This is a genomic window from Rhodobacter sp. 4.3.4 (assembly GCF_058724655.1).
This window is the reverse complement of sequence record NZ_CM178967.1, coordinates 359,684-376,125: the sequence shown is the minus strand read 5'-3', so window position 1 is coordinate 376,125 and position 16,442 is coordinate 359,684. Positions and strand designations below refer to the sequence as shown.

29 protein-coding genes are annotated in these 16,442 nt (G+C 62.1%); all 29 read right to left on the bottom strand.

Annotated features, from left to right (window positions below; translation table 11 throughout):
* Window positions 1–74: 74 nt before the first annotated feature.
* The gene (gene rpsK / locus AC4PTB_RS01810) at window positions 75–464 is read right to left on the bottom strand and encodes a 30S ribosomal protein S11 (RefSeq protein WP_013066070.1); all 390 of its coding nucleotides are present in this window, start codon (window positions 462–464) and stop codon (window positions 75–77) included.
* Between the two features lie 15 nt (window positions 465–479).
* Window positions 480–848, bottom strand: coding sequence for a 30S ribosomal protein S13 (gene rpsM, locus AC4PTB_RS01805; RefSeq protein WP_136908052.1), 369 nt, complete (start codon window positions 846–848; stop codon window positions 480–482).
* A gap of 178 nt (window positions 849–1,026) precedes the next feature.
* Window positions 1,027–1,680, bottom strand: a complete 654-nt coding sequence (locus tag AC4PTB_RS01800; protein WP_492191406.1) for an adenylate kinase — start codon at window positions 1,678–1,680, stop codon at window positions 1,027–1,029.
* A gap of 11 nt (window positions 1,681–1,691) precedes the next feature.
* Window positions 1,692–3,062 carry a preprotein translocase subunit SecY gene (gene secY / locus AC4PTB_RS01795; protein WP_492191405.1) on the bottom strand — a complete coding sequence of 457 codons (1,371 nt, stop codon included), beginning with the start codon at window positions 3,060–3,062 and terminating at the stop codon, window positions 1,692–1,694.
* A 103-nt stretch (window positions 3,063–3,165) separates the two neighbouring features.
* Complete coding sequence (gene rplO / locus AC4PTB_RS01790; RefSeq protein ID WP_492191404.1) at window positions 3,166–3,636, bottom strand: 50S ribosomal protein L15; 471 nt, start codon at window positions 3,634–3,636, stop codon at window positions 3,166–3,168.
* Between the two features lie 125 nt (window positions 3,637–3,761).
* The gene (locus AC4PTB_RS01785) at window positions 3,762–4,376 is read right to left on the bottom strand and encodes a hypothetical protein (RefSeq protein ID WP_492191403.1); all 615 of its coding nucleotides are present in this window, start codon (window positions 4,374–4,376) and stop codon (window positions 3,762–3,764) included.
* Complete coding sequence (locus AC4PTB_RS01780; protein ID WP_013066064.1) at window positions 4,377–4,712, bottom strand: ribonuclease E inhibitor RraB; 336 nt, start codon at window positions 4,710–4,712, stop codon at window positions 4,377–4,379.
* An 87-nt stretch (window positions 4,713–4,799) separates the two neighbouring features.
* Window positions 4,800–4,991 carry a 50S ribosomal protein L30 gene (rpmD, locus tag AC4PTB_RS01775; RefSeq protein WP_013066063.1) on the bottom strand — a complete coding sequence of 64 codons (192 nt, stop codon included), beginning with the start codon at window positions 4,989–4,991 and terminating at the stop codon, window positions 4,800–4,802.
* A 12-nt stretch (window positions 4,992–5,003) separates the two neighbouring features.
* A complete protein-coding gene (gene rpsE, locus AC4PTB_RS01770) occupies window positions 5,004–5,564 on the bottom strand; it encodes a 30S ribosomal protein S5 (RefSeq protein WP_492191402.1) in 561 nt (186 codons plus the stop codon).
* Window positions 5,565–5,678: 114 nt separating this feature from the next.
* A complete protein-coding gene (gene rplR, locus AC4PTB_RS01765) occupies window positions 5,679–6,038 on the bottom strand; it encodes a 50S ribosomal protein L18 (RefSeq protein WP_492191401.1) in 360 nt (119 codons plus the stop codon).
* A 14-nt stretch (window positions 6,039–6,052) separates the two neighbouring features.
* Window positions 6,053–6,586, bottom strand: coding sequence for a 50S ribosomal protein L6 (rplF, locus tag AC4PTB_RS01760; RefSeq protein ID WP_492191400.1), 534 nt, complete (start codon window positions 6,584–6,586; stop codon window positions 6,053–6,055).
* Window positions 6,587–6,596: 10 nt separating this feature from the next.
* Window positions 6,597–6,995 (bottom strand): 30S ribosomal protein S8, encoded by a 399-nt coding sequence (rpsH, locus tag AC4PTB_RS01755; RefSeq protein ID WP_013066059.1) that lies wholly within the window; start codon window positions 6,993–6,995, stop codon window positions 6,597–6,599.
* Window positions 6,996–7,007: 12 nt separating this feature from the next.
* The gene (gene rpsN / locus AC4PTB_RS01750; protein WP_492191399.1) at window positions 7,008–7,313 is read right to left on the bottom strand and encodes a 30S ribosomal protein S14; all 306 of its coding nucleotides are present in this window, start codon (window positions 7,311–7,313) and stop codon (window positions 7,008–7,010) included.
* Window positions 7,314–7,328: 15 nt separating this feature from the next.
* Entirely contained in the window at window positions 7,329–7,886 is a 558-nt protein-coding gene (gene rplE / locus AC4PTB_RS01745) for a 50S ribosomal protein L5 (RefSeq protein WP_492191398.1), read from the bottom strand.
* Complete coding sequence (gene rplX, locus AC4PTB_RS01740) at window positions 7,886–8,194, bottom strand: 50S ribosomal protein L24 (protein WP_444463889.1); 309 nt, start codon at window positions 8,192–8,194, stop codon at window positions 7,886–7,888. The genes rplE and rplX overlap by 1 nt, the downstream gene beginning before the upstream one ends.
* Complete coding sequence (gene rplN, locus AC4PTB_RS01735) at window positions 8,194–8,562, bottom strand: 50S ribosomal protein L14 (protein WP_013066055.1); 369 nt, start codon at window positions 8,560–8,562, stop codon at window positions 8,194–8,196. Before rplN ends, rplX begins: the two co-directional genes overlap by 1 nt.
* An 88-nt stretch (window positions 8,563–8,650) precedes the next feature.
* Window positions 8,651–8,884, bottom strand: coding sequence for a 30S ribosomal protein S17 (rpsQ, locus tag AC4PTB_RS01730; RefSeq protein ID WP_492191397.1), 234 nt, complete (start codon window positions 8,882–8,884; stop codon window positions 8,651–8,653).
* A gap of 11 nt (window positions 8,885–8,895) precedes the next feature.
* On the bottom strand, window positions 8,896–9,096 hold the full coding sequence (gene rpmC, locus AC4PTB_RS01725; RefSeq protein WP_013066053.1) for a 50S ribosomal protein L29: 201 nt from the start codon (window positions 9,094–9,096) through the stop codon (window positions 8,896–8,898).
* A 176-nt stretch (window positions 9,097–9,272) separates the two neighbouring features.
* Window positions 9,273–9,923, bottom strand: coding sequence for a hypothetical protein (locus AC4PTB_RS01720; protein ID WP_492191396.1), 651 nt, complete (start codon window positions 9,921–9,923; stop codon window positions 9,273–9,275).
* Between the two features lie 177 nt (window positions 9,924–10,100).
* Window positions 10,101–10,514, bottom strand: coding sequence for a 50S ribosomal protein L16 (gene rplP / locus AC4PTB_RS01715; RefSeq protein ID WP_492191395.1), 414 nt, complete (start codon window positions 10,512–10,514; stop codon window positions 10,101–10,103).
* A 13-nt stretch (window positions 10,515–10,527) separates the two neighbouring features.
* Window positions 10,528–11,244, bottom strand: a complete 717-nt coding sequence (gene rpsC / locus AC4PTB_RS01710) for a 30S ribosomal protein S3 (protein ID WP_013066050.1) — start codon at window positions 11,242–11,244, stop codon at window positions 10,528–10,530.
* Window positions 11,244–11,624, bottom strand: a complete 381-nt coding sequence (gene rplV / locus AC4PTB_RS01705) for a 50S ribosomal protein L22 (protein WP_013066049.1) — start codon at window positions 11,622–11,624, stop codon at window positions 11,244–11,246. The genes rpsC and rplV overlap by 1 nt, the downstream gene beginning before the upstream one ends.
* A gap of 5 nt (window positions 11,625–11,629) precedes the next feature.
* Entirely contained in the window at window positions 11,630–11,908 is a 279-nt protein-coding gene (gene rpsS, locus AC4PTB_RS01700) for a 30S ribosomal protein S19 (protein WP_013066048.1), read from the bottom strand.
* A gap of 3 nt (window positions 11,909–11,911) precedes the next feature.
* Entirely contained in the window at window positions 11,912–12,751 is an 840-nt protein-coding gene (gene rplB / locus AC4PTB_RS01695; protein WP_492191394.1) for a 50S ribosomal protein L2, read from the bottom strand.
* 364 nt (window positions 12,752–13,115) lie between these two features.
* Window positions 13,116–13,412 (bottom strand): 50S ribosomal protein L23, encoded by a 297-nt coding sequence (locus AC4PTB_RS01690; RefSeq protein ID WP_492191393.1) that lies wholly within the window; start codon window positions 13,410–13,412, stop codon window positions 13,116–13,118.
* A complete protein-coding gene (gene rplD, locus AC4PTB_RS01685; RefSeq protein ID WP_444453996.1) occupies window positions 13,409–14,029 on the bottom strand; it encodes a 50S ribosomal protein L4 in 621 nt (206 codons plus the stop codon). The genes AC4PTB_RS01690 and rplD overlap by 4 nt, the downstream gene beginning before the upstream one ends.
* Window positions 14,026–14,742 (bottom strand): 50S ribosomal protein L3, encoded by a 717-nt coding sequence (gene rplC / locus AC4PTB_RS01680; RefSeq protein ID WP_492191392.1) that lies wholly within the window; start codon window positions 14,740–14,742, stop codon window positions 14,026–14,028. Before rplC ends, rplD begins: the two co-directional genes overlap by 4 nt.
* Window positions 14,743–14,753: 11 nt before the next feature.
* Window positions 14,754–15,062 (bottom strand): 30S ribosomal protein S10, encoded by a 309-nt coding sequence (gene rpsJ, locus AC4PTB_RS01675; protein ID WP_492191391.1) that lies wholly within the window; start codon window positions 15,060–15,062, stop codon window positions 14,754–14,756.
* Between the two features lie 184 nt (window positions 15,063–15,246).
* Window positions 15,247–16,422: an elongation factor Tu gene (gene tuf / locus AC4PTB_RS01670; RefSeq protein WP_492191244.1), complete on the bottom strand. Its 1,176-nt coding sequence runs from the start codon at window positions 16,420–16,422 to the stop codon at window positions 15,247–15,249.
* Window positions 16,423–16,442: the final 20 nt, after the last annotated feature.

Below are 16,442 nucleotides of genomic sequence, written 5' to 3'. Positions count from 1 at the left end.
CCGGAACGCCCGAGGAAAAAACGAAACTGACCGGGCCACGCAAAACACCGCATGGCCCGGCTTAATACAGATACTCAGACGCGGCGGCGCTTGGGCGGACGGCAGCCGTTGTGGGCGATCGGCGTCACATCACGGATCGAGGTGATGTTGAGACCAACCGCGGCCAGCGCGCGCAGCGCCGATTCGCGACCCGAACCCGGGCCCTGAACTTCCACGTCCACGGTTTTCAGGCCATGTTCCTGCGCCTTGCGGGCAGCGTCTTCGGCGGCCATCTGCGCGGCATAGGGGGTCGATTTGCGCGAGCCCTTGAAGCCCATCGTGCCCGAGGACGACCACGAAATGGCGTTGCCCTGCACGTCCGAGATCAGGATCTTGGTGTTGTTGAACGACGAGTTCACATGCACCACACCAGCGGCGATGTTCTTGCGTTCCTTGCGCTTGACGCGAGTCTTGTCACGAGCCATGTGCTACCCCTCCCCTTATTTCTTCTTGCCGGCGATCGGTTTCGCCGGGCCCTTGCGGGTGCGGGCGTTGGTGTGGGTGCGCTGGCCGCGAACCGGAAGGTTCTTGCGGTGACGCAGGCCACGGTAGCAACCAAGGTCCATCAGACGCTTGATGTTCATCGAAACTTCGCGACGCAGGTCACCCTCGACGGTGAAATGCGCATCGATGTATTCGCGAATGGCCAGCACTTCGGCGTCGGTCAGTTCGTTCACACGACGGGCTTCGGCGATGCCGACAGCGTCCACGATCTGTTTCGCGAACATCGGGCCGATCCCGTGGATGTATTGAAGAGCGATCGGGACGCGTTTCCCGGTCGGAATGTTGACGCCAGCAATACGTGCCAAAGCGTGCTTCCTTTCGTTGCGGTTCCGTGGTGCCAGAACCTTTTTTCACAACTTGTCCGAAAAAGTTTCTTCCGGACGGCTTAACGCCCGAACCTCCGGCATCCGGAGATTCGGGCGATTCTCATCTGAGACACCGCGACCTAGAGGGTATTTCCGCGCAGGTCAAGCAATAACCGCCTTACGCCTGCTGATCGAGGATCGCCGCGACCGAGGCCGCCACCTCGTCGATCTCGGCCAGGCCATCGACACCGAACAGATCGCCCGCGTGATAGTAATAACCGATCAGCGGCGAGGTCTTCTTGTAATATTCCATCAGCCGGATGCGCAGGCTGTCGGCATTGTCGTCGGCGCGGCGGCGCAGGTCGGTCGAGCCGCAGGCGTCGCAGGTGCCCGCAACCTTCACCGGCTTCGTCGTGTCGTGATAGACCTCGCCGCATTTGCCGCAGGTGTAGCGCCCGGAGATCCGGTCCACCAGCGCCTCGTCGTCGACGCGCATCTCGATCACCGCATCGAGCTTCTGGCCAATCTTCGCCAGCAGCCGCCCCAGCGCATCCGCCTGCGGCAGCGTGCGCGGGAAGCCGTCGAAAATGAAGCCTTTGGCGTGACCCGAGGAGAGTTTCTCCTCGATCAGGCCGATGACGATTTCATCCGTCACCAGCTCACCACGGTCCATCACCTCGGCGACTTTCTTGCCCATTTCGGTGCCCGAGGTCTTGGCCTCGCGCAGCATGTCGCCGGTGGACAGCTGCACCATGCCGCGTTCCTCGACCAGCTTGCGGGCCTGGGTGCCCTTGCCTGCGCCGGGCGGTCCCAGCAGGATGATATTGGCCATGCTTTCCTCCCTCAGCGCCGCGTGGGCGCCTTCTTCGTGGCCGATTTGCGTTTGCCGCGCAGCTGAGACCGCTCGATGAGCCCCTCATATTGATGCGCCAGAAGATGCGACTGAACCTGGTTGATCGTGTCCATCGTCACCGAGACCACGATCAGCACCGAAGTCCCGCCGAAGTAGAACGGAACCCCCAGCTCCGTCTGCAGGATCGTGGGCAGCAGACAGACCAGCGCCAGATAGGCAGAACCGATCACCAGAATGCGGGCCACGACATAATCAAGGTAATCCTCGGTCTTCTTGCCGGGGCGGATGCCCGGAATGAAGCCGCCCTGATTCTTCAGGTTGTCCGCCACTTCGTCGGATTTGAAGGTGACGTTGGCAGTGTAGAAATAGGAGAAGAAGACGATCATCCCGGCATAGAAGGCGAGATAGAGCGGTTGCCCCGGCCCGAAATAGGCCAGGATCGTCGACATGATCGGGCCGGTGTTGTCGCCCGAGAAGGTCGAGATCGTGGTCGGCAGAAGCAGCAGCGACGAGGCGAAGATCGCCGGGATCACGCCCGCCGGGTTGACCTTGATCGGCAGATGCGAGGAGCTGCCGTCATAGATCTTCATCCCCACCTGACGGCGCGGATATTGAATGTGGATCTTGCGCAGCGCCCGTTCCATGAACACGACGAAGGCGATGACCGCGATCATCATCACCAGCACGCCGATGGTGACGGGGATCGAGCTGTTGCCCGCCGCCCGGCCCTGCGCGAAGAACGAGGCCGCCGCCGCCGGAATTTCCGCGACGATGCCGACAAAGATGATCAGCGAGACGCCGTTGCCGATGCCGCGTGCGGTGATCTGCTCGCCCAGCCACATCAGGAACATCGTGCCGCCGACCAGCGTCACCACGACCGAGACGATGAAGAACAGATGCGGCACCGCATCGGTGGCCATGCCGCCGTTGTAAAGGCTGGTGGCCAGACCCCAGGCCTGGAAGGTCGCCAGAGCCACCGTCGAATAGCGGGTGATCTGGTTGATCTTCTTGCGGCCCTGCTCGCCTTCCTTCTTCATCTGTTCCAGCGCGGGCACCAGCGCCGTCATCAGCTGCACGATGATCGAGGCCGAGATATAGGGCATGATGCCAAGCGCGAAGACGCCCATCCGCCCGAGCGCGCCACCGGTGAACATCGACAGCATGCCGCCGATCCCTTGCGAGGCCCGTTCCATGAAGTCGCGCAGCGCGTCGGCGTCGATGCCGGGCACCGGAATATAGGTGCCGAGCCGGTAGATGATCAGCAGCCCGATGGTGAAGAAGATGCGCGCCCTGAGATCGCTGGCCTTGCTAAAGGCCGACCAGCTCAGGTTCGCCGCCATTTGCTCTGCAGCAGATGCCATGCCCGTCTCTTTCATGCGAGAAGCGCCGCCAGACCGTTCCCCGGTCGGCGGCGCCTGGAAAACTGTTGCCTATGTAAGCGGGCCAAGGCCCGTTCACAACCGATTATTCGGCAGCGGCCGCAGCAACGGTCAGCGTGCCACCGGCTTTCGCGACGGCTTCAACGGCCGCAGCCGAGGCGCCGGTCACAACCAGCGTGACCTTGGTGGTGATTTCGCCCTTGGCGAGAACGCGGATACCGTCCCGCTTGCGCGAGGTCAGGCCAGCCGCGACGAGGATGTCGTCGGTGATCGGCGCCGAGGCGTCGAGCTTGCCGGCCGCGATGAATTTCTCGATCAGGCCGAGGTTGACGACGGCGAAGGCCTTGCGGTTGGGCTTGTTGAAGCCGCGCTTCGGCAGACGCCGGTAGAGCGGCATCTGACCGCCTTCGTAGCCGCCCAGAGCGACGCCCGAACGCGATTTCTGACCCTTGATCCCGCGGCCGGCGGTTTTGCCCTTGCCCGAACCCGGACCACGCGCGACGCGTTTGGATTTCTTGGCAGCACCCGCGTTGTCGCGGATTTCGTGAAGTTTCATGTCGCTTCTCCTTTGCCGGAAGATGCCCCCGGAAGCGAAACCGGAGCACACACGGCGTTTGTTGTTGATTCTGTGGCTGGGCCACCGGGGGCGTATAGACGGCAGGGGGTGTTGGGGTCAAGGAGTTACGACCTGCTCTGCTCCTTCATCACCTGAACAAAGTCATCGTAGAATTTCATAGCTTCGTCATCGTTGCCAAGTGCGGCATTGTTCATGAGATCGAGTATGAGCATCCGCGCCGGAGTTATGTCTTCAATTTCAATGTTCTGCCCCAAAAGCTCTTCATCACATTCGATCTCCACATTCTTGATCCACCACCGATCTATCTTGATCATCAATGCGCGAAGTATTGGGAAAAGCTCGTCAAAGTCCGGGGCTTGCCCCAGCGAAACCACCGAAACGATCTCATGAGCGAATTCGTTTCGGGCGTCCGTTAGGCGACGGAATTCCTTTTCTTCCAATACGGAGATAACTTCATTCTCAACAAGCCACGCAATACTCGCCCGAAAAGGGTCGCCCTTCCCCTTCGGATCTAGCGTGAGGACGCATTCCTTGTAGCGATCGCTTTCTCTCCAGCCCTTTTCAGCCGCCCATTCGACCGCGTAAAACGCGCGAAGACGACTCACAACCGCTTCCCGCAGCATTTCAAACGCGCAGAGAAATATCCCGGCAGTCAGAATGCGTCGCCTGAGCACCACGGGGTTCAAGAAGTTGACCCATTTTTCGTAGTGCTCGGTCATTCACTCCTCCTCGAAGAACCCCCAGCCGTCGGCGATAAAGCCGTAGATCGCGGCCATCAGGGTCAGCTTTTCTTCTTCGGCCCAGAGGTTTTCAAAGGTCAGCACCACCGGCCCGGTGGTGATTTCAAGGCAATCCTCGTCGTCCTCGTCATCGGCCTCATACCATTCGACCGTGTAGCCCGCGGCCTCGGCGGCCTCAGTGAAGCCGTCCCAATCGGCTTTCGGCTCGTCGGTAACGAACTGGAAGTTGATGCAGGCCTTCTCGGGCAGCGATTCCATCGACTGGATTTCCCGAAACACCTGTTCGGTCTCGGCCTTCTGCTGCTTCAGGTCCATGATCGCCTCCTTGGTTGCCCCACCCCTCCTAAACGAAAAACGCCCCGGGGGATACCCGGGGCGTTCCGCAATCTTTCCGAAGGACGCTTAGCCGCGCTCTTCGATGATCTTCACCAGATGCGAGATCTTGTTGACCATGCCACGGACGGCCGGAGTGTCTTCCAGCTCACGGGTGCGGCGGATCTTGTTCAGGCCGAGACCTTTCAGGGTCGCGGTCTGGATGGCCGGACGACGGGCGGCCGAGGCCACCTGTTGCACGACGATGGTTTTCTTCGCCATCTTTCACACTCCTCAGGCTTCGGCCGACGCGTCAGCGGCGGTCTTCGGCAGGATGTCGGCCACTTTCTTGCCACGACGCGCCGCAACGTTGCGGGGCGAGGCTTCCAGTTTCAGACCGTCCAGGGTGGCGCGGATCATGTTGTAGGGGTTTTGCGACCCGATCGATTTCGCGACCACGTCCTGAACGCCCAGCATCTCGAAGACAGCGCGCATCGGACCACCGGCGATGATCCCGGTCCCGGCCGGAGCCGTCCGCATCACCACCTTGCCGGCGCCGTGACGGCCTTCGATGTCATGGTGCAGGGTGCGGCCATCGCGCAGCGGCACGCGGATCAGCGAGCGTTTCGCCTGTTCCGTCGCCTTGCGGATCGCTTCCGGCACTTCCTTGGCCTTGCCCTTGCCGAAGCCGACGCGGCCGCGCTGGTCACCGACCACCACGAGCGCGGCAAAGCCGAAGCGTTTCCCACCCTTCACGGTTTTCGAGACGCGGTTGATCGCAACCAGACGATCGGCGAATTCCGGGGTCTCTTCGCGCTCGGCGCGACGCTCCCGGCGGTTTTCACGTTCTGCCATCAGGCATTCCTTTCGTGAATGGCGTGGGTTCACGCCGTTGATCCAATCCAGGTGGGCGGCCCCAAAGGAACCGCCCCCGGATCATCGGGAGGGCTGCAAAGCCCCCCACCAGGCTCAGAACTTCAGACCGCCTTCGCGGGCTGCGTCGGCCAGAGCCTTGATCTTCCCGTGGAACAGGAAGCCGCCACGGTCGAAGTAGCATTCTTCGACACCGGCTTTCTTCGCACGCTCGGCGATCGCGGCACCGATTTTCGAAGCCGCTTCGACGTTGTTCTTGCCAACGAGGCCGAACTCTTTTTCCAGAGTCGACGCCGCAGCAATCGTCACGCCTTTGACATCGTCGATCAGCTGAACGCTGATGTTCTTCGACGAGCGATGCACCGACAGACGGGCGCGGCCATTGGCCATCGCCTTCAGTTTGTTCCGGACGCGCAGGCGGCGTTTGAGGAACAGCTCTCTCTTCTTGTTCGCCATTGTTCTCGCGCCCCTTACTTCTTCTTGCCTTCCTTGCGGAAGATGAACTCGCCCTTGTAGCGGATGCCTTTGCCCTTGTAGGGCTCGGGCTTGCGCCACTCGCGGATGTTCGCGGCCACCTGGCCGACCAGCTGCTGGTCGATGCCTTCGATGGTGATTTCGGTCTGCTTCGGGGTGGCGATGGTGACACCGGCCGGGGCCTCGAAGTTGACTTCGTGCGAATAACCAAGCGAGAGCTTCAGAACGTTGCCAGCCATCGCGGCGCGGTAACCCACGCCTTGGATTTCAAGCTCTTTCTTGAAGCCGGTGGAGACGCCGATGGCGAGGTTCTCGACCATCGACCGCACCATGCCCCATTGCTGGCGGGCACGTTTCGAAGTGCCGCGCGGGGTCACGGTGACGGTCGAGCCGTCGAGAGCAACCGTCACGTCGTCGGTGGCGGTGAAGCTGCGGGTGCCTTTCGGCCCCTTCACTTCGATGGTCTGACCCGAGAGCGTCGCGGTGACGCCTTTGGGCAATTCGACCGGTTTCTTGCCGATACGAGACATGCTTCCCTCCTTAGAACACGGTGCAGAGCACTTCACCGCCAACATTGGCAGTGCGTGCGGCCGCGTCCGTCATGACGCCTTTCGGCGTGGAGACGATCGAAACACCGAGGCCGTTGCGGACCGACGGGATTTCCTTGACCGAAGCATAAACCCGGCGGCCCGGTTTCGACACGCGATGGATTTCGCGGATCACCGGGGTGCCTTCGAAGTACTTCAGGCTGATCTCGAGCTCCGGATGGCCGTCGGTCGAGGTCGTTTTCTCATAGCCACGGATGTAGCCTTCCGACGCAAGCACATCGAGCACCCAGGCGCGCAGTTTCGACGCCGGGGTTTTCACGGTGGACTTGCCGCGCAGTTGCGCGTTGCGGATGCGGGTCAGCATATCGCCGAGGGGATCGTTCATGGACATTCCCGGTCTCCCTTACCAGCTCGACTTCACCATGCCGGGGATCTGGCCGAACGAGGCCAGGTCACGCAGCATGATCCGCGAGAGTTTGAGCTTACGGTAGTAAGCATGGGGACGGCCGGTCAGTTGGCAACGGTTGTGCAGACGCACGGCCGACGAGTTGCGGGGGAGTTCCGCCAGTTTCAGAGTCGCCTTGAAGCGCTCTTCCATCGGGCGGGACTGATCTTCGATGATCGCCTTGAGTGCGGCGCGCTTGCCAGCGAATTGCTTCACCAGCTTGGCGCGCTTCACTTCGCGTTCAACCATGGATTTTTTGGCCATAAATTCTCTCCGCGATCAGGCGTTGAAAGGCATGTTGAAGGCTTTCAACAGCGCCTTCGCTTCGGCATCGACCTGGGTCGAGGTGCAGATGATGATGTCCATCCCCAGCACTTCGTCGACCTTGTCGAAATCGATCTCCGGGAACACGATATGTTCCTTCAGACCCATCGCAAAGTTGCCGCGGCCGTCGAACGCCGGTTTCACACCGCGGAAGTCGCGCACGCGCGGCAGGGCGATGTTGATCAGACGGTCGAGGAATTCATACATCCGGTCACCGCGCAGGGTCACCTTGCAGCCCAGCGGCATCTCTTCACGGACGCGGAACCCGGCGATCGAGTTCTTGGCCTTGGTGATGACAGCCTTCTGACCGGCGATGAGCGTCAGCTCCTCGGCGGCTTGCTTGACTTTCTTGGTGTCCTTGACGGCTTCGCCGACGCCCATGTTCAGAACGATCTTTTCGATCCGGGGGATCTGCATGTCGTTCTGGTAGCCGAACTGCTCTTTCATCGCAGCGCGGATCGAGGACGCATAAAGCGCCTTCAGACGCGGGGTATAGGTGGCTTGGTCGAGCATCAGATCGCCTCCCCGGTGGTCTTGGCAAAACGGACCTTCTTGCCATCGGCTTCGATGCGGAAGCCGACGCGGGTCGCCTTGCCGTTCGCGTCGATCAGCGAGAGGTTCGACAGGTCGATCGGCATCGCCTTCGGCGTGCGGCCGCCCTGAGCGGTCGCGGTCTGACGCTGATGGCGGATCGCCATGTTCACGCCATCGACGATCGCCTTGTTGTCCTTGGGCATGACAGCGGTGATTTCACCTTGCTTGCCCTTGTCCTTGCCGGTCAGCACGACGACCTTGTCGCCCTTGCGGAGTTTCGCAGCCATCACAGCACCTCCGGCGCAAGCGAGATGATCTTCATGAAGTTCTTCGCGCGCAGTTCGCGAACGACCGGCCCGAAGATACGGGTGCCGACCGGTTCGCCCTGGTTGTTCAGGATGACGGCGGCGTTGCGGTCGAAGCGGATGGCGGTGCCATCTTCGCGACGGACTTCCTTGGCGGTGCGAACGACGACGGCCTTGCGGACATCCCCCTTCTTCACGCGGCCTTTCGGAATCGCCTCCTTGACCGACACCACGATGATGTCGCCCACGGATGCGTAACGGCGGTGCGACCCGCCCAGAACCTTGATGCACTGCACCCGGCGCGCGCCGGAGTTGTCAGCGACATCCAGATTGGTCTGCATCTGGATCATGTTGTTACTCCCGACCTTTGGGAACGCCTATGCAGGTAGCCGTCCCAGGGTTTCGATGAACTGAAAGTTCATCGCCGGGCCTGATTGCTCAGGCCTCGACGACGACCGTCCAGCGTTTCGTCTTCGAGATCGGCGCACATTCCTCGATGCGGACGGTATCGCCGGTCTTGAACTGGTTTTGCGCGTCATGCGCGCGGTATTTCTTCGATTTCCGCACCGTTTTTTGCAGCAGCGGATGCTTGAAGCGGCGTTCCACGAGGACAGTGATCGTCTGATCGTTCTTGTCCGAGGTCACGACCCCTTGAAGGATACGTTTGGGCATCGGAAGTCTCCTTACTTCGCGGCTTCAGCAGCTTTTTGGTTCAGCACCGTCTTCACACGGGCAACGTCACGACGGACGGCGCGCATGCGGGCGGTGTTTTCCAGCTGGTTGGTGGCGGCCTGGAAGCGGAGGTTGAAGGCTTCCTTTTTCAGCGCAACAAGCGCGTCGCGAAGCTCGTCAGGCGTCTTCGCCTTGAGATCTTGGGCTTTCATCCCAGGGTTCCTTGTCTGGCACCGGAAGGCCCCGCTTGGGTGTTCGCACACGCTTGGGGTGACCCGTGGTCCGGTGGGTTATGTCAGCCACGGCCGATTCCCGAAGGGACCGGCGCGCGGATGCCGCTGCCTACAGGAAAGCGCCCCGCGGGGCAAGCCCCGAATGCAGGCCAGCCTCAGCGCGGATCGGCAAACAGCGCCATGACCGGGGCGATGGCGCGAAAGTCGCGCTTGTGCCGCAGCGGCCGGGTCAGCCACGCCAGCAGCGCCAAAGCCGGGCGCAGCAGCCGCATCCGCCGCACCGCCGCGGGCCAGATCCCCTTGGTGTCCGCCGCGCAGTAAGCGTCGCGGGCGGCCAGCACGGCGGCATCGATCCGGCCGGTCTCGGCGCACAGATCGAAGAAAAAGATCAGCAGATCCCAGACATGGCCGCCGGGCGTGTTGCGACGCGGCCGGTATTTCTCCAGATCGATGAAGGTGATCTGCCCGTCCTTCCAGCAGATGTCGCACAGGTTCGGCCGGCCGTGGCTGTAGCCCGCCCCATGCAGCCGCGCCAGCGCGCTGGCCCCGGCGATCAGCGCGCGCCGCACCTCGGGCGCCTCGGGTCCGGAGGCCCGCAGCAGACTGCGCAGGGTCGGTCCGGCATCGGCCAGAACGAAATGATCCGGCCCCTCGGCCAGCACCTTCGGAAACGGCAGATGCGCGTCCTGCAAGCTCAGATAGGCCCGGCGCTCGGCCTCGAACAGCCGCCGCGGGTCGCCTTTTTGCAACCGCAGCCGCAGCCCGACCTGCTCGACGCGCTTCACCCATCCGGCTTGCCCGGACACGACGGTTCTTTCGATACGCCCCGCGGACATCTTCCCTCCAGGCCAGATACCCAGCATCCGGCAAGCGCCCGGCTCCTGCAAGGGCAGTCTGTCATCCAGCTGTCACATTGCAGCGAGCGGCAAAGCAAAACCCCCGCCGTTTCGGGCGGGGGTTTCGATCTCGAACCGTGGAAGACCTTACCAGTCTTCGCGGGCCACGATGCGGGTCATCACCGGCAGCTTGTTCGCCCCAAGGCGCAGGGCCTCGCGGGCGACCGCATCCGGCACGCCGTCGATCTCGAACATGATGCGGCCCGGTTTCACCTTGCACGCCCAGTAATCGACCGAGCCCTTACCTTTACCCATCCGAACCTCGGTGGGTTTCGACGAGACCGGCACATCCGGGAACACGCGGATCCAGACGCGGCCCTGACGCTTCATGTGGCGGGTGATCGCGCGGCGGGCCGCTTCGATCTGACGCGCCGTCACACGCTCCGGTTCCGTCGCCTTGAGGGCGAAGGAGCCGAAGTTCAGGTTGAAGCCGCCTTTGGCTTCGCCGTGGATGCGGCCCTTGTGCTGTTTGCGGAATTTCGTCCGTTTCGGTTGCAGCATTTCAAGTCACTCCTCAGCGAGCGTCGCGGTCGCGACGCGGACCGCGCGGAGCCGGGCCATCCTGGGCTTCGGCGGCCTTGCGGTCACGGGCCTGCGGATCATGTTCCATGATCTCGCCTTTGAAGATCCAGACCTTGACGCCGATGATCCCATAGGGGGTCATGGCCTCGTCCAGCGCATAGTCGATGTCGGCACGCAGGGTGTGCAGCGGCACGCGACCTTCACGGTACCATTCGGTGCGGGCGATCTCGGCACCACCCAGGCGGCCCGAAACGTTGACCCGGATCCCCAGGGCACCCATGCGCATCGCGTTCTGCACGGCGCGTTTCATCGCGCGGCGGAACGAGACCCGACGCTCGAGCTGCTGGCAGATCGACTCGGCCACCAGCTGCGAATCGAGTTCCGGCTTGCGGACTTCGACGATGTTCAGGTGCAGTTCCGAAGCGGTGAAATTCGCCAGCTTCTTGCGCAGGGTCTCGATATCGGCGCCTTTTTTGCCGATGATGACACCCGGACGCGCGGCGTGGATCGTGACGCGGCACTTCTTGTGCGGACGCTCGATGATCACGCGGGCGATGCCGGCTTGCTTCGCCTCTTCATGGATGAACTCGCGCATGCGCAGGTCTTCCAGAAGCAGGTTGCCGTAGTCTTTCGATTCGGCGAACCAGCGGCTGTCCCAGGTACGGTTGACCTGAAGACGCATCCCGATGGGGTTGACCTTCTGACCCATTACGCGCGCTCCTCGACCTGACGCACCTTGATGGTGATTTCCGAAAACGGCTTCATGATCTTGCCGAACCGGCCACGCGCCCGCGGACGGCCACGCTTCATCACGAGGTTCTTGCCGACCCAGGCTTCGGCAACCACCAGGTTGTCGACGTCAAGGCCGTGGTTGTTTTCGGCGTTCGCGATCGCCGATTGCAGGCACTTGCGCACGTCTTCGGCGATCCGCTTCTTCGAGAAGGTCAGATCGGCCAGGGCCTTCTCGACCTTCTTGCCACGGATCAGCGCGGCGACGAGGTTCAGTTTCTGCGGCGAGGTGCGCAGCATCTTCGCTTTCGCGAAGGCTTCGTTGTCCGCCACGCGGCGCGGATTTTGTTCCTTACCCATGGCGATTACTTCCTCTTCGCTTTCTTGTCGGCGGCGTGACCGTAATAGGTCCGGGTCGGCGAATATTCACCGAACTTCTGGCCGATCATTTCCTCGGTGACGTTCACCGGGATATGTTTCTGGCCATTGTAGACGCCAAAGGTGAGGCCGACGAATTGCGGCAGGATGGTGGACCGACGCGACCAGATCTTGATGACGTCGCCTTTGCCCGAAGCCCGAGCCTTTTCCGCTTTCTTCAGCAGATAGGCATCGACGAAGGGGCCTTTCCAGAGAGAACGTGCCATAGGTTAGCGACCCTTCTTCTTGGCGTGACGCGACCGCAGGATATACTTGTCGGTCTGCTTGTTCGACCGGGTCTTCTTGCCCTTGGTGTCCTTGCCCCAGGGCGTCACCGGCGTCCGGCCACCCGAGGTCCGGCCTTCACCACCACCATGCGGGTGATCGATCGGGTTCATCGCAACACCGCGAACGGTCGGGCGGATGCCCATGTGACGACGACGCCCGGCTTTCCCGAGGTTCTGGTTGCTGTGGTCGGCGTTCGACACGGCACCGATGGTCGCCATGCATTCCTGACGCACGAGACGCAGCTCGCCCGACGAGAGGCGGATCTGCGCATAGCCGCCGTCACGGCCGACGAATTGCGCGTAGGTCCCGGCAGCGCGCGCCAGCTGGCCGCCCTTGCCCGGTTTCAGTTCGACGTTGTGCACGATCGTCCCGATCGGCATGCCCGAGAACGGCATCGCGTTGCCCGGCTTGATGTCCTGCTTCAGGCCGGCGATGACGGTGTCACCCACGGCAAGGCGCTGCGGCGCGAGGATATAGGCCAGCTCGCCGTCTTCATACTTGATGAGCGCGATGAAGGCGGTGCGGTTCGGGTCATATTCGATCCGTTCCACCGTGGCGGCCACGTCGAATTTGCGACGTTTGAAATCGACGATCCGGTAGAGACGCTTCGCGCCACCACCCTTGTGCCACATCGTGACGCGTCCGGTGTTGTTCCGACCGCCCGTTTTCGTCAGACCCTCGGTGAGGGCTTTGACGGGGCGACCTTTCCAAAGTTCCGAACGGTCGATCAGAACCAGTCCACGCTGGCCAGGCGTCGTCGGCTTATACGACTTGAGTGCCATGCTCTCTGTCTTCCGTTGCTTTGGACCCGAAGGTCCGTTGCGTAAGGGGCGCCGTAGCTCCCCGGGTGTAAAAATCACAGACCCCGGACGAATCCGGGGCCGAGCGACTGGCGGGGCATAGCAGGGTTGGCGTGGTGTGGCAAGTGGGGAGGCAAGGCAAGCGAACACTATACACAAACGCCTAAGCTTCATTGACGCTCACGACACTCGGCGCCCAACTCCAGATGAAATCAGCTTGTCACCGAGCTAACGTCTCGGAGAACCTCGCGCACGAAAGTTGTTATAAATCAGCGGTGCATTTCGGCGCCACAAGCAAAAAGGCCCCCGCTCGCGCGAGGGCCTTTCCTGTCTCTTCAAACCGGCCTCAAAGACCGGTCGAAACGTCGATCGTCTGACCGGCTTCCAGCGTCACATAGGCTTTCTTCACGTCCGAGCGCACGCCGGGGCGGCCCTTGAAACGCTTGGTCTTGCCTTTGGTGATGGTGGTGTTGACCGCCTTCACCTTAACGCCGAAAAGGGCTTCCACGGCTTCCTTGATCAGCGGTTTCGTCGCCGTCTTGGTCACCTGGAAGACCACCGCACCAGCCTCGGAAGCCATGGTGGCTTTCTCGGTGATGACGGGCTTCACGATCACGTCGTAATGTTCGGGTTTCGCGCTCATTTCAGGCGAGCCTCCAGAGCTTCGACACCCGCTTTCGTGATCACCAGCGTGTCACGCTTCAGGATGTCATAAACGTTGGCGCCCATGGTCGGCAGCACGTCGATGCCGTCGAGGTTGCGCGCCGCCAGAGCGAAGTTCTCGTTGACCGAGGCGCCGTCGATGACCAGGACCTTTTTCCAGCCCAGTTCCTTCGCGGCTTTCGCCAGAAGGGCGGTTTTCGCTTCGGCCATGTCGGCCGCTTCGATCACCACGAGGCTGCCCGATTTCGCCTTGGCCGACAGCGCATGGCGCAGGCCGAGGGCACGGAACTTCTTGGTCAGGTCATGGGCATGCGACCGCGGGGTCGGGCCCTTGTAGACGCCACCGTGACGGAAGATCGGCGCCTTCTTGGACCCGTGACGCGCGCCACCGGTGCCTTTTTGGCGGTAGATCTTCTTGGTCGAGTAGCTGACCTCCGACTTGCCGAGCACCGAGTGGGTGCCAGCCTGGGCCTTGGCCCGCTGCCAGCGCACGACGCGGTGCAGGATGTCGGCGCGCGGCTCGAGGCCGAACAGCGCTTCGTCGAGCTCGATCGAACCGGCGGTGCCGCCGTCAAGCTTGATCACATCGAGTTTCATGCTTCACCCCCTTCGACCGAGACTTGTTCGGCCGGAGCAGCGGTTTTCAGCGCGGCCGGCAGCGGCAGATCGGCCGGAGCGGCTTTCTTCACCGCGTCCTTGATCGTGACCCAGCCGCCCTTGGCGCCCGGAACCGACCCTTTGACCATGATCAGGCCACGGGCGGCATCGGTGCGCACGACTTGCAGGTTCTGCGTGGTGACACGCACGGCACCCAGATGGCCAGCCATCTTCTTGCCCTTGAACACCTTGCCCGGGTCCTGGCACTGGCCGGTCGAGCCGTGCGAACGGTGCGAGACCGACACACCGTGCGAAGCGCGCAGACCACCGAAGTTGTGACGCTTCATCGCACCGGCAAAGCCCTTACCGATCGAGGTACCGGCGATGTCGACATGCTGACCGGCAAGATAATGCTCGGCCGAGATCTCGGCGCCAACGTCGATCAGGTTTTCGGGCGAAACGCGGAATTCCGCCAGCTTGCGCTTCGGCGCCACATTCGCTTTCGCGAAATGGCCACGCATCGCGGCGGTGGTGCGCTTGGCTTTCGCCTCGCCCGCACCCAGTTGCACCGCGGTATAGCCGTCGGTTTCCACGGTGCGCTGCGCGACAACCTGCAGGTTGTCGAGTTGCAGCACGGTCACCGGAACCTGCTTGCCGTCTTCGAGGAACAGCCGGGTCATGCCCAGCTTCTTGGCGATAACACCAGAACGCATGTGCCCGCTCCTCAGACTTTGATCTCGACGTCCACGCCAGCCGCGAGGTCGAGCTTCATCAGCGCGTCCACGGTTTGCGGGGTCGGATCGACGATGTCGAGAAGACGCTTGTGCGTGCGGATTTCCCACTGGTCGCGCGACTTCTTGTCGATGTGCGGACCACGGAGAACCGTGAATTTCTCGATTTTGTTGGGCAGCGGGATCGGCCCGCGGACCTCTGCACCCGTACGCTTCGCGGTGTTCACGATTTCCTGGGTGCTGGCATCCAGCACGCGGTAATCGAACGCCTTGAGCCGGATGCGAATGTTTTGACCAGACATGCAGTCTTCCCTTTTCGCAGGGCTTTCAAGTTGAGAGGCAGACCCCGCCGCATGCGACGCCTGCATCGAACCGTAATCTTGGCAGATCAGGCCGTGGCCCTACGGGACCCCCCCGAGTCTGTCAAGAGCAAAAGGAGCGCCCGGGGGCGCTCCTTCCGATTTCGTACAGAAAGACCGGCAGGTCTTACTTGAGGATCTTCGACACGACACCGGCGCCGACGGTGCGGCCGCCTTCACGGATGGCGAAGCGCAGCTTCTCTTCCATCGCGATCGGCGCGATCAGTTCGACTTCGAACTTCAGGTTGTCGCCCGGCATCACCATTTCAGTGCCTTCCGGCAGCTTCACGGTCCCGGTCACGTCCGTCGTGCGGAAGTAGAATTGCGGACGGTAGTTCGCAAAGAACGGCGTGTGGCGGCCGCCTTCTTCCTTCGTCAGGATGTAGGCTTCGGCTTCGAAGTTCGTGTGCGGCTTCACCGAACCCGGCTTGCACAGAACCTGACCACGCTCCACGCCGTCACGGTCGATGCCGCGCAGCAGCGCGCCGATGTTGTCGCCCGCCTCGCCGCGATCCAGCAGCTTGCGGAACATCTCGACGCCGGTGCAGACCGACTTCTTGGTGTCGCGGATGCCGACGATCTCAAGTTCGTCGCCCACGTTGATCACACCGCGTTCCACACGGCCGGTCACCACGGTGCCGCGGCCCGAGATCGAGAACACGTCTTCGATCGGCATCAGGAACGGCTGGTCAACCGCACGCGCCGGGGTCGGGATGTATTCGTCGACCGCTTTCATCAGCGCATGGATCGAATCCTCGCCGATTTCCTTCATCTCGCCGATCATCGCCTGATGCGCCGAGCCCTTGATGATCGGAATGTCATCGCCGGGGTATTCGTACGACGACAGCAGTTCGCGGACTTCCATTTCCACGAGCTCGAGCAGTTCCGCGTCGTCAACAAGGTCAACCTTGTTCATGTAGACGACCATGTAGGGGATGCCCACCTGACGGCCGAGCAGGATGTGCTCGCGCGTTTGCGGCATCGGGCCGTCCGACGAGGCAACCACGAGGATCGCGCCGTCCATCTGCGCCGCGCCGGTGATCATGTTCTTCACATAGTCGGCGTGGCCGGGGCAGTCCACGTGCGCATAGTGACGCGCAGCGGTTTCGTATTCAACGTGCGCCGTCGAGATCGTGATCCCGCGCGCACGCTCTTCCGGCGCACCGTCGATCTGGTCATAGGCGCGGAATTCGCCGTAGTACTTCGTGATCGCCGCCGTCAGCGTCGTCTTGCCGTGGTCCACGTGGCCGATCGTGCCGATGTTCACGTGCGGCTTGTTCCGTTCAAACTTTGCCTTTGCCATAATGGCCTCCTGGTTCGTTG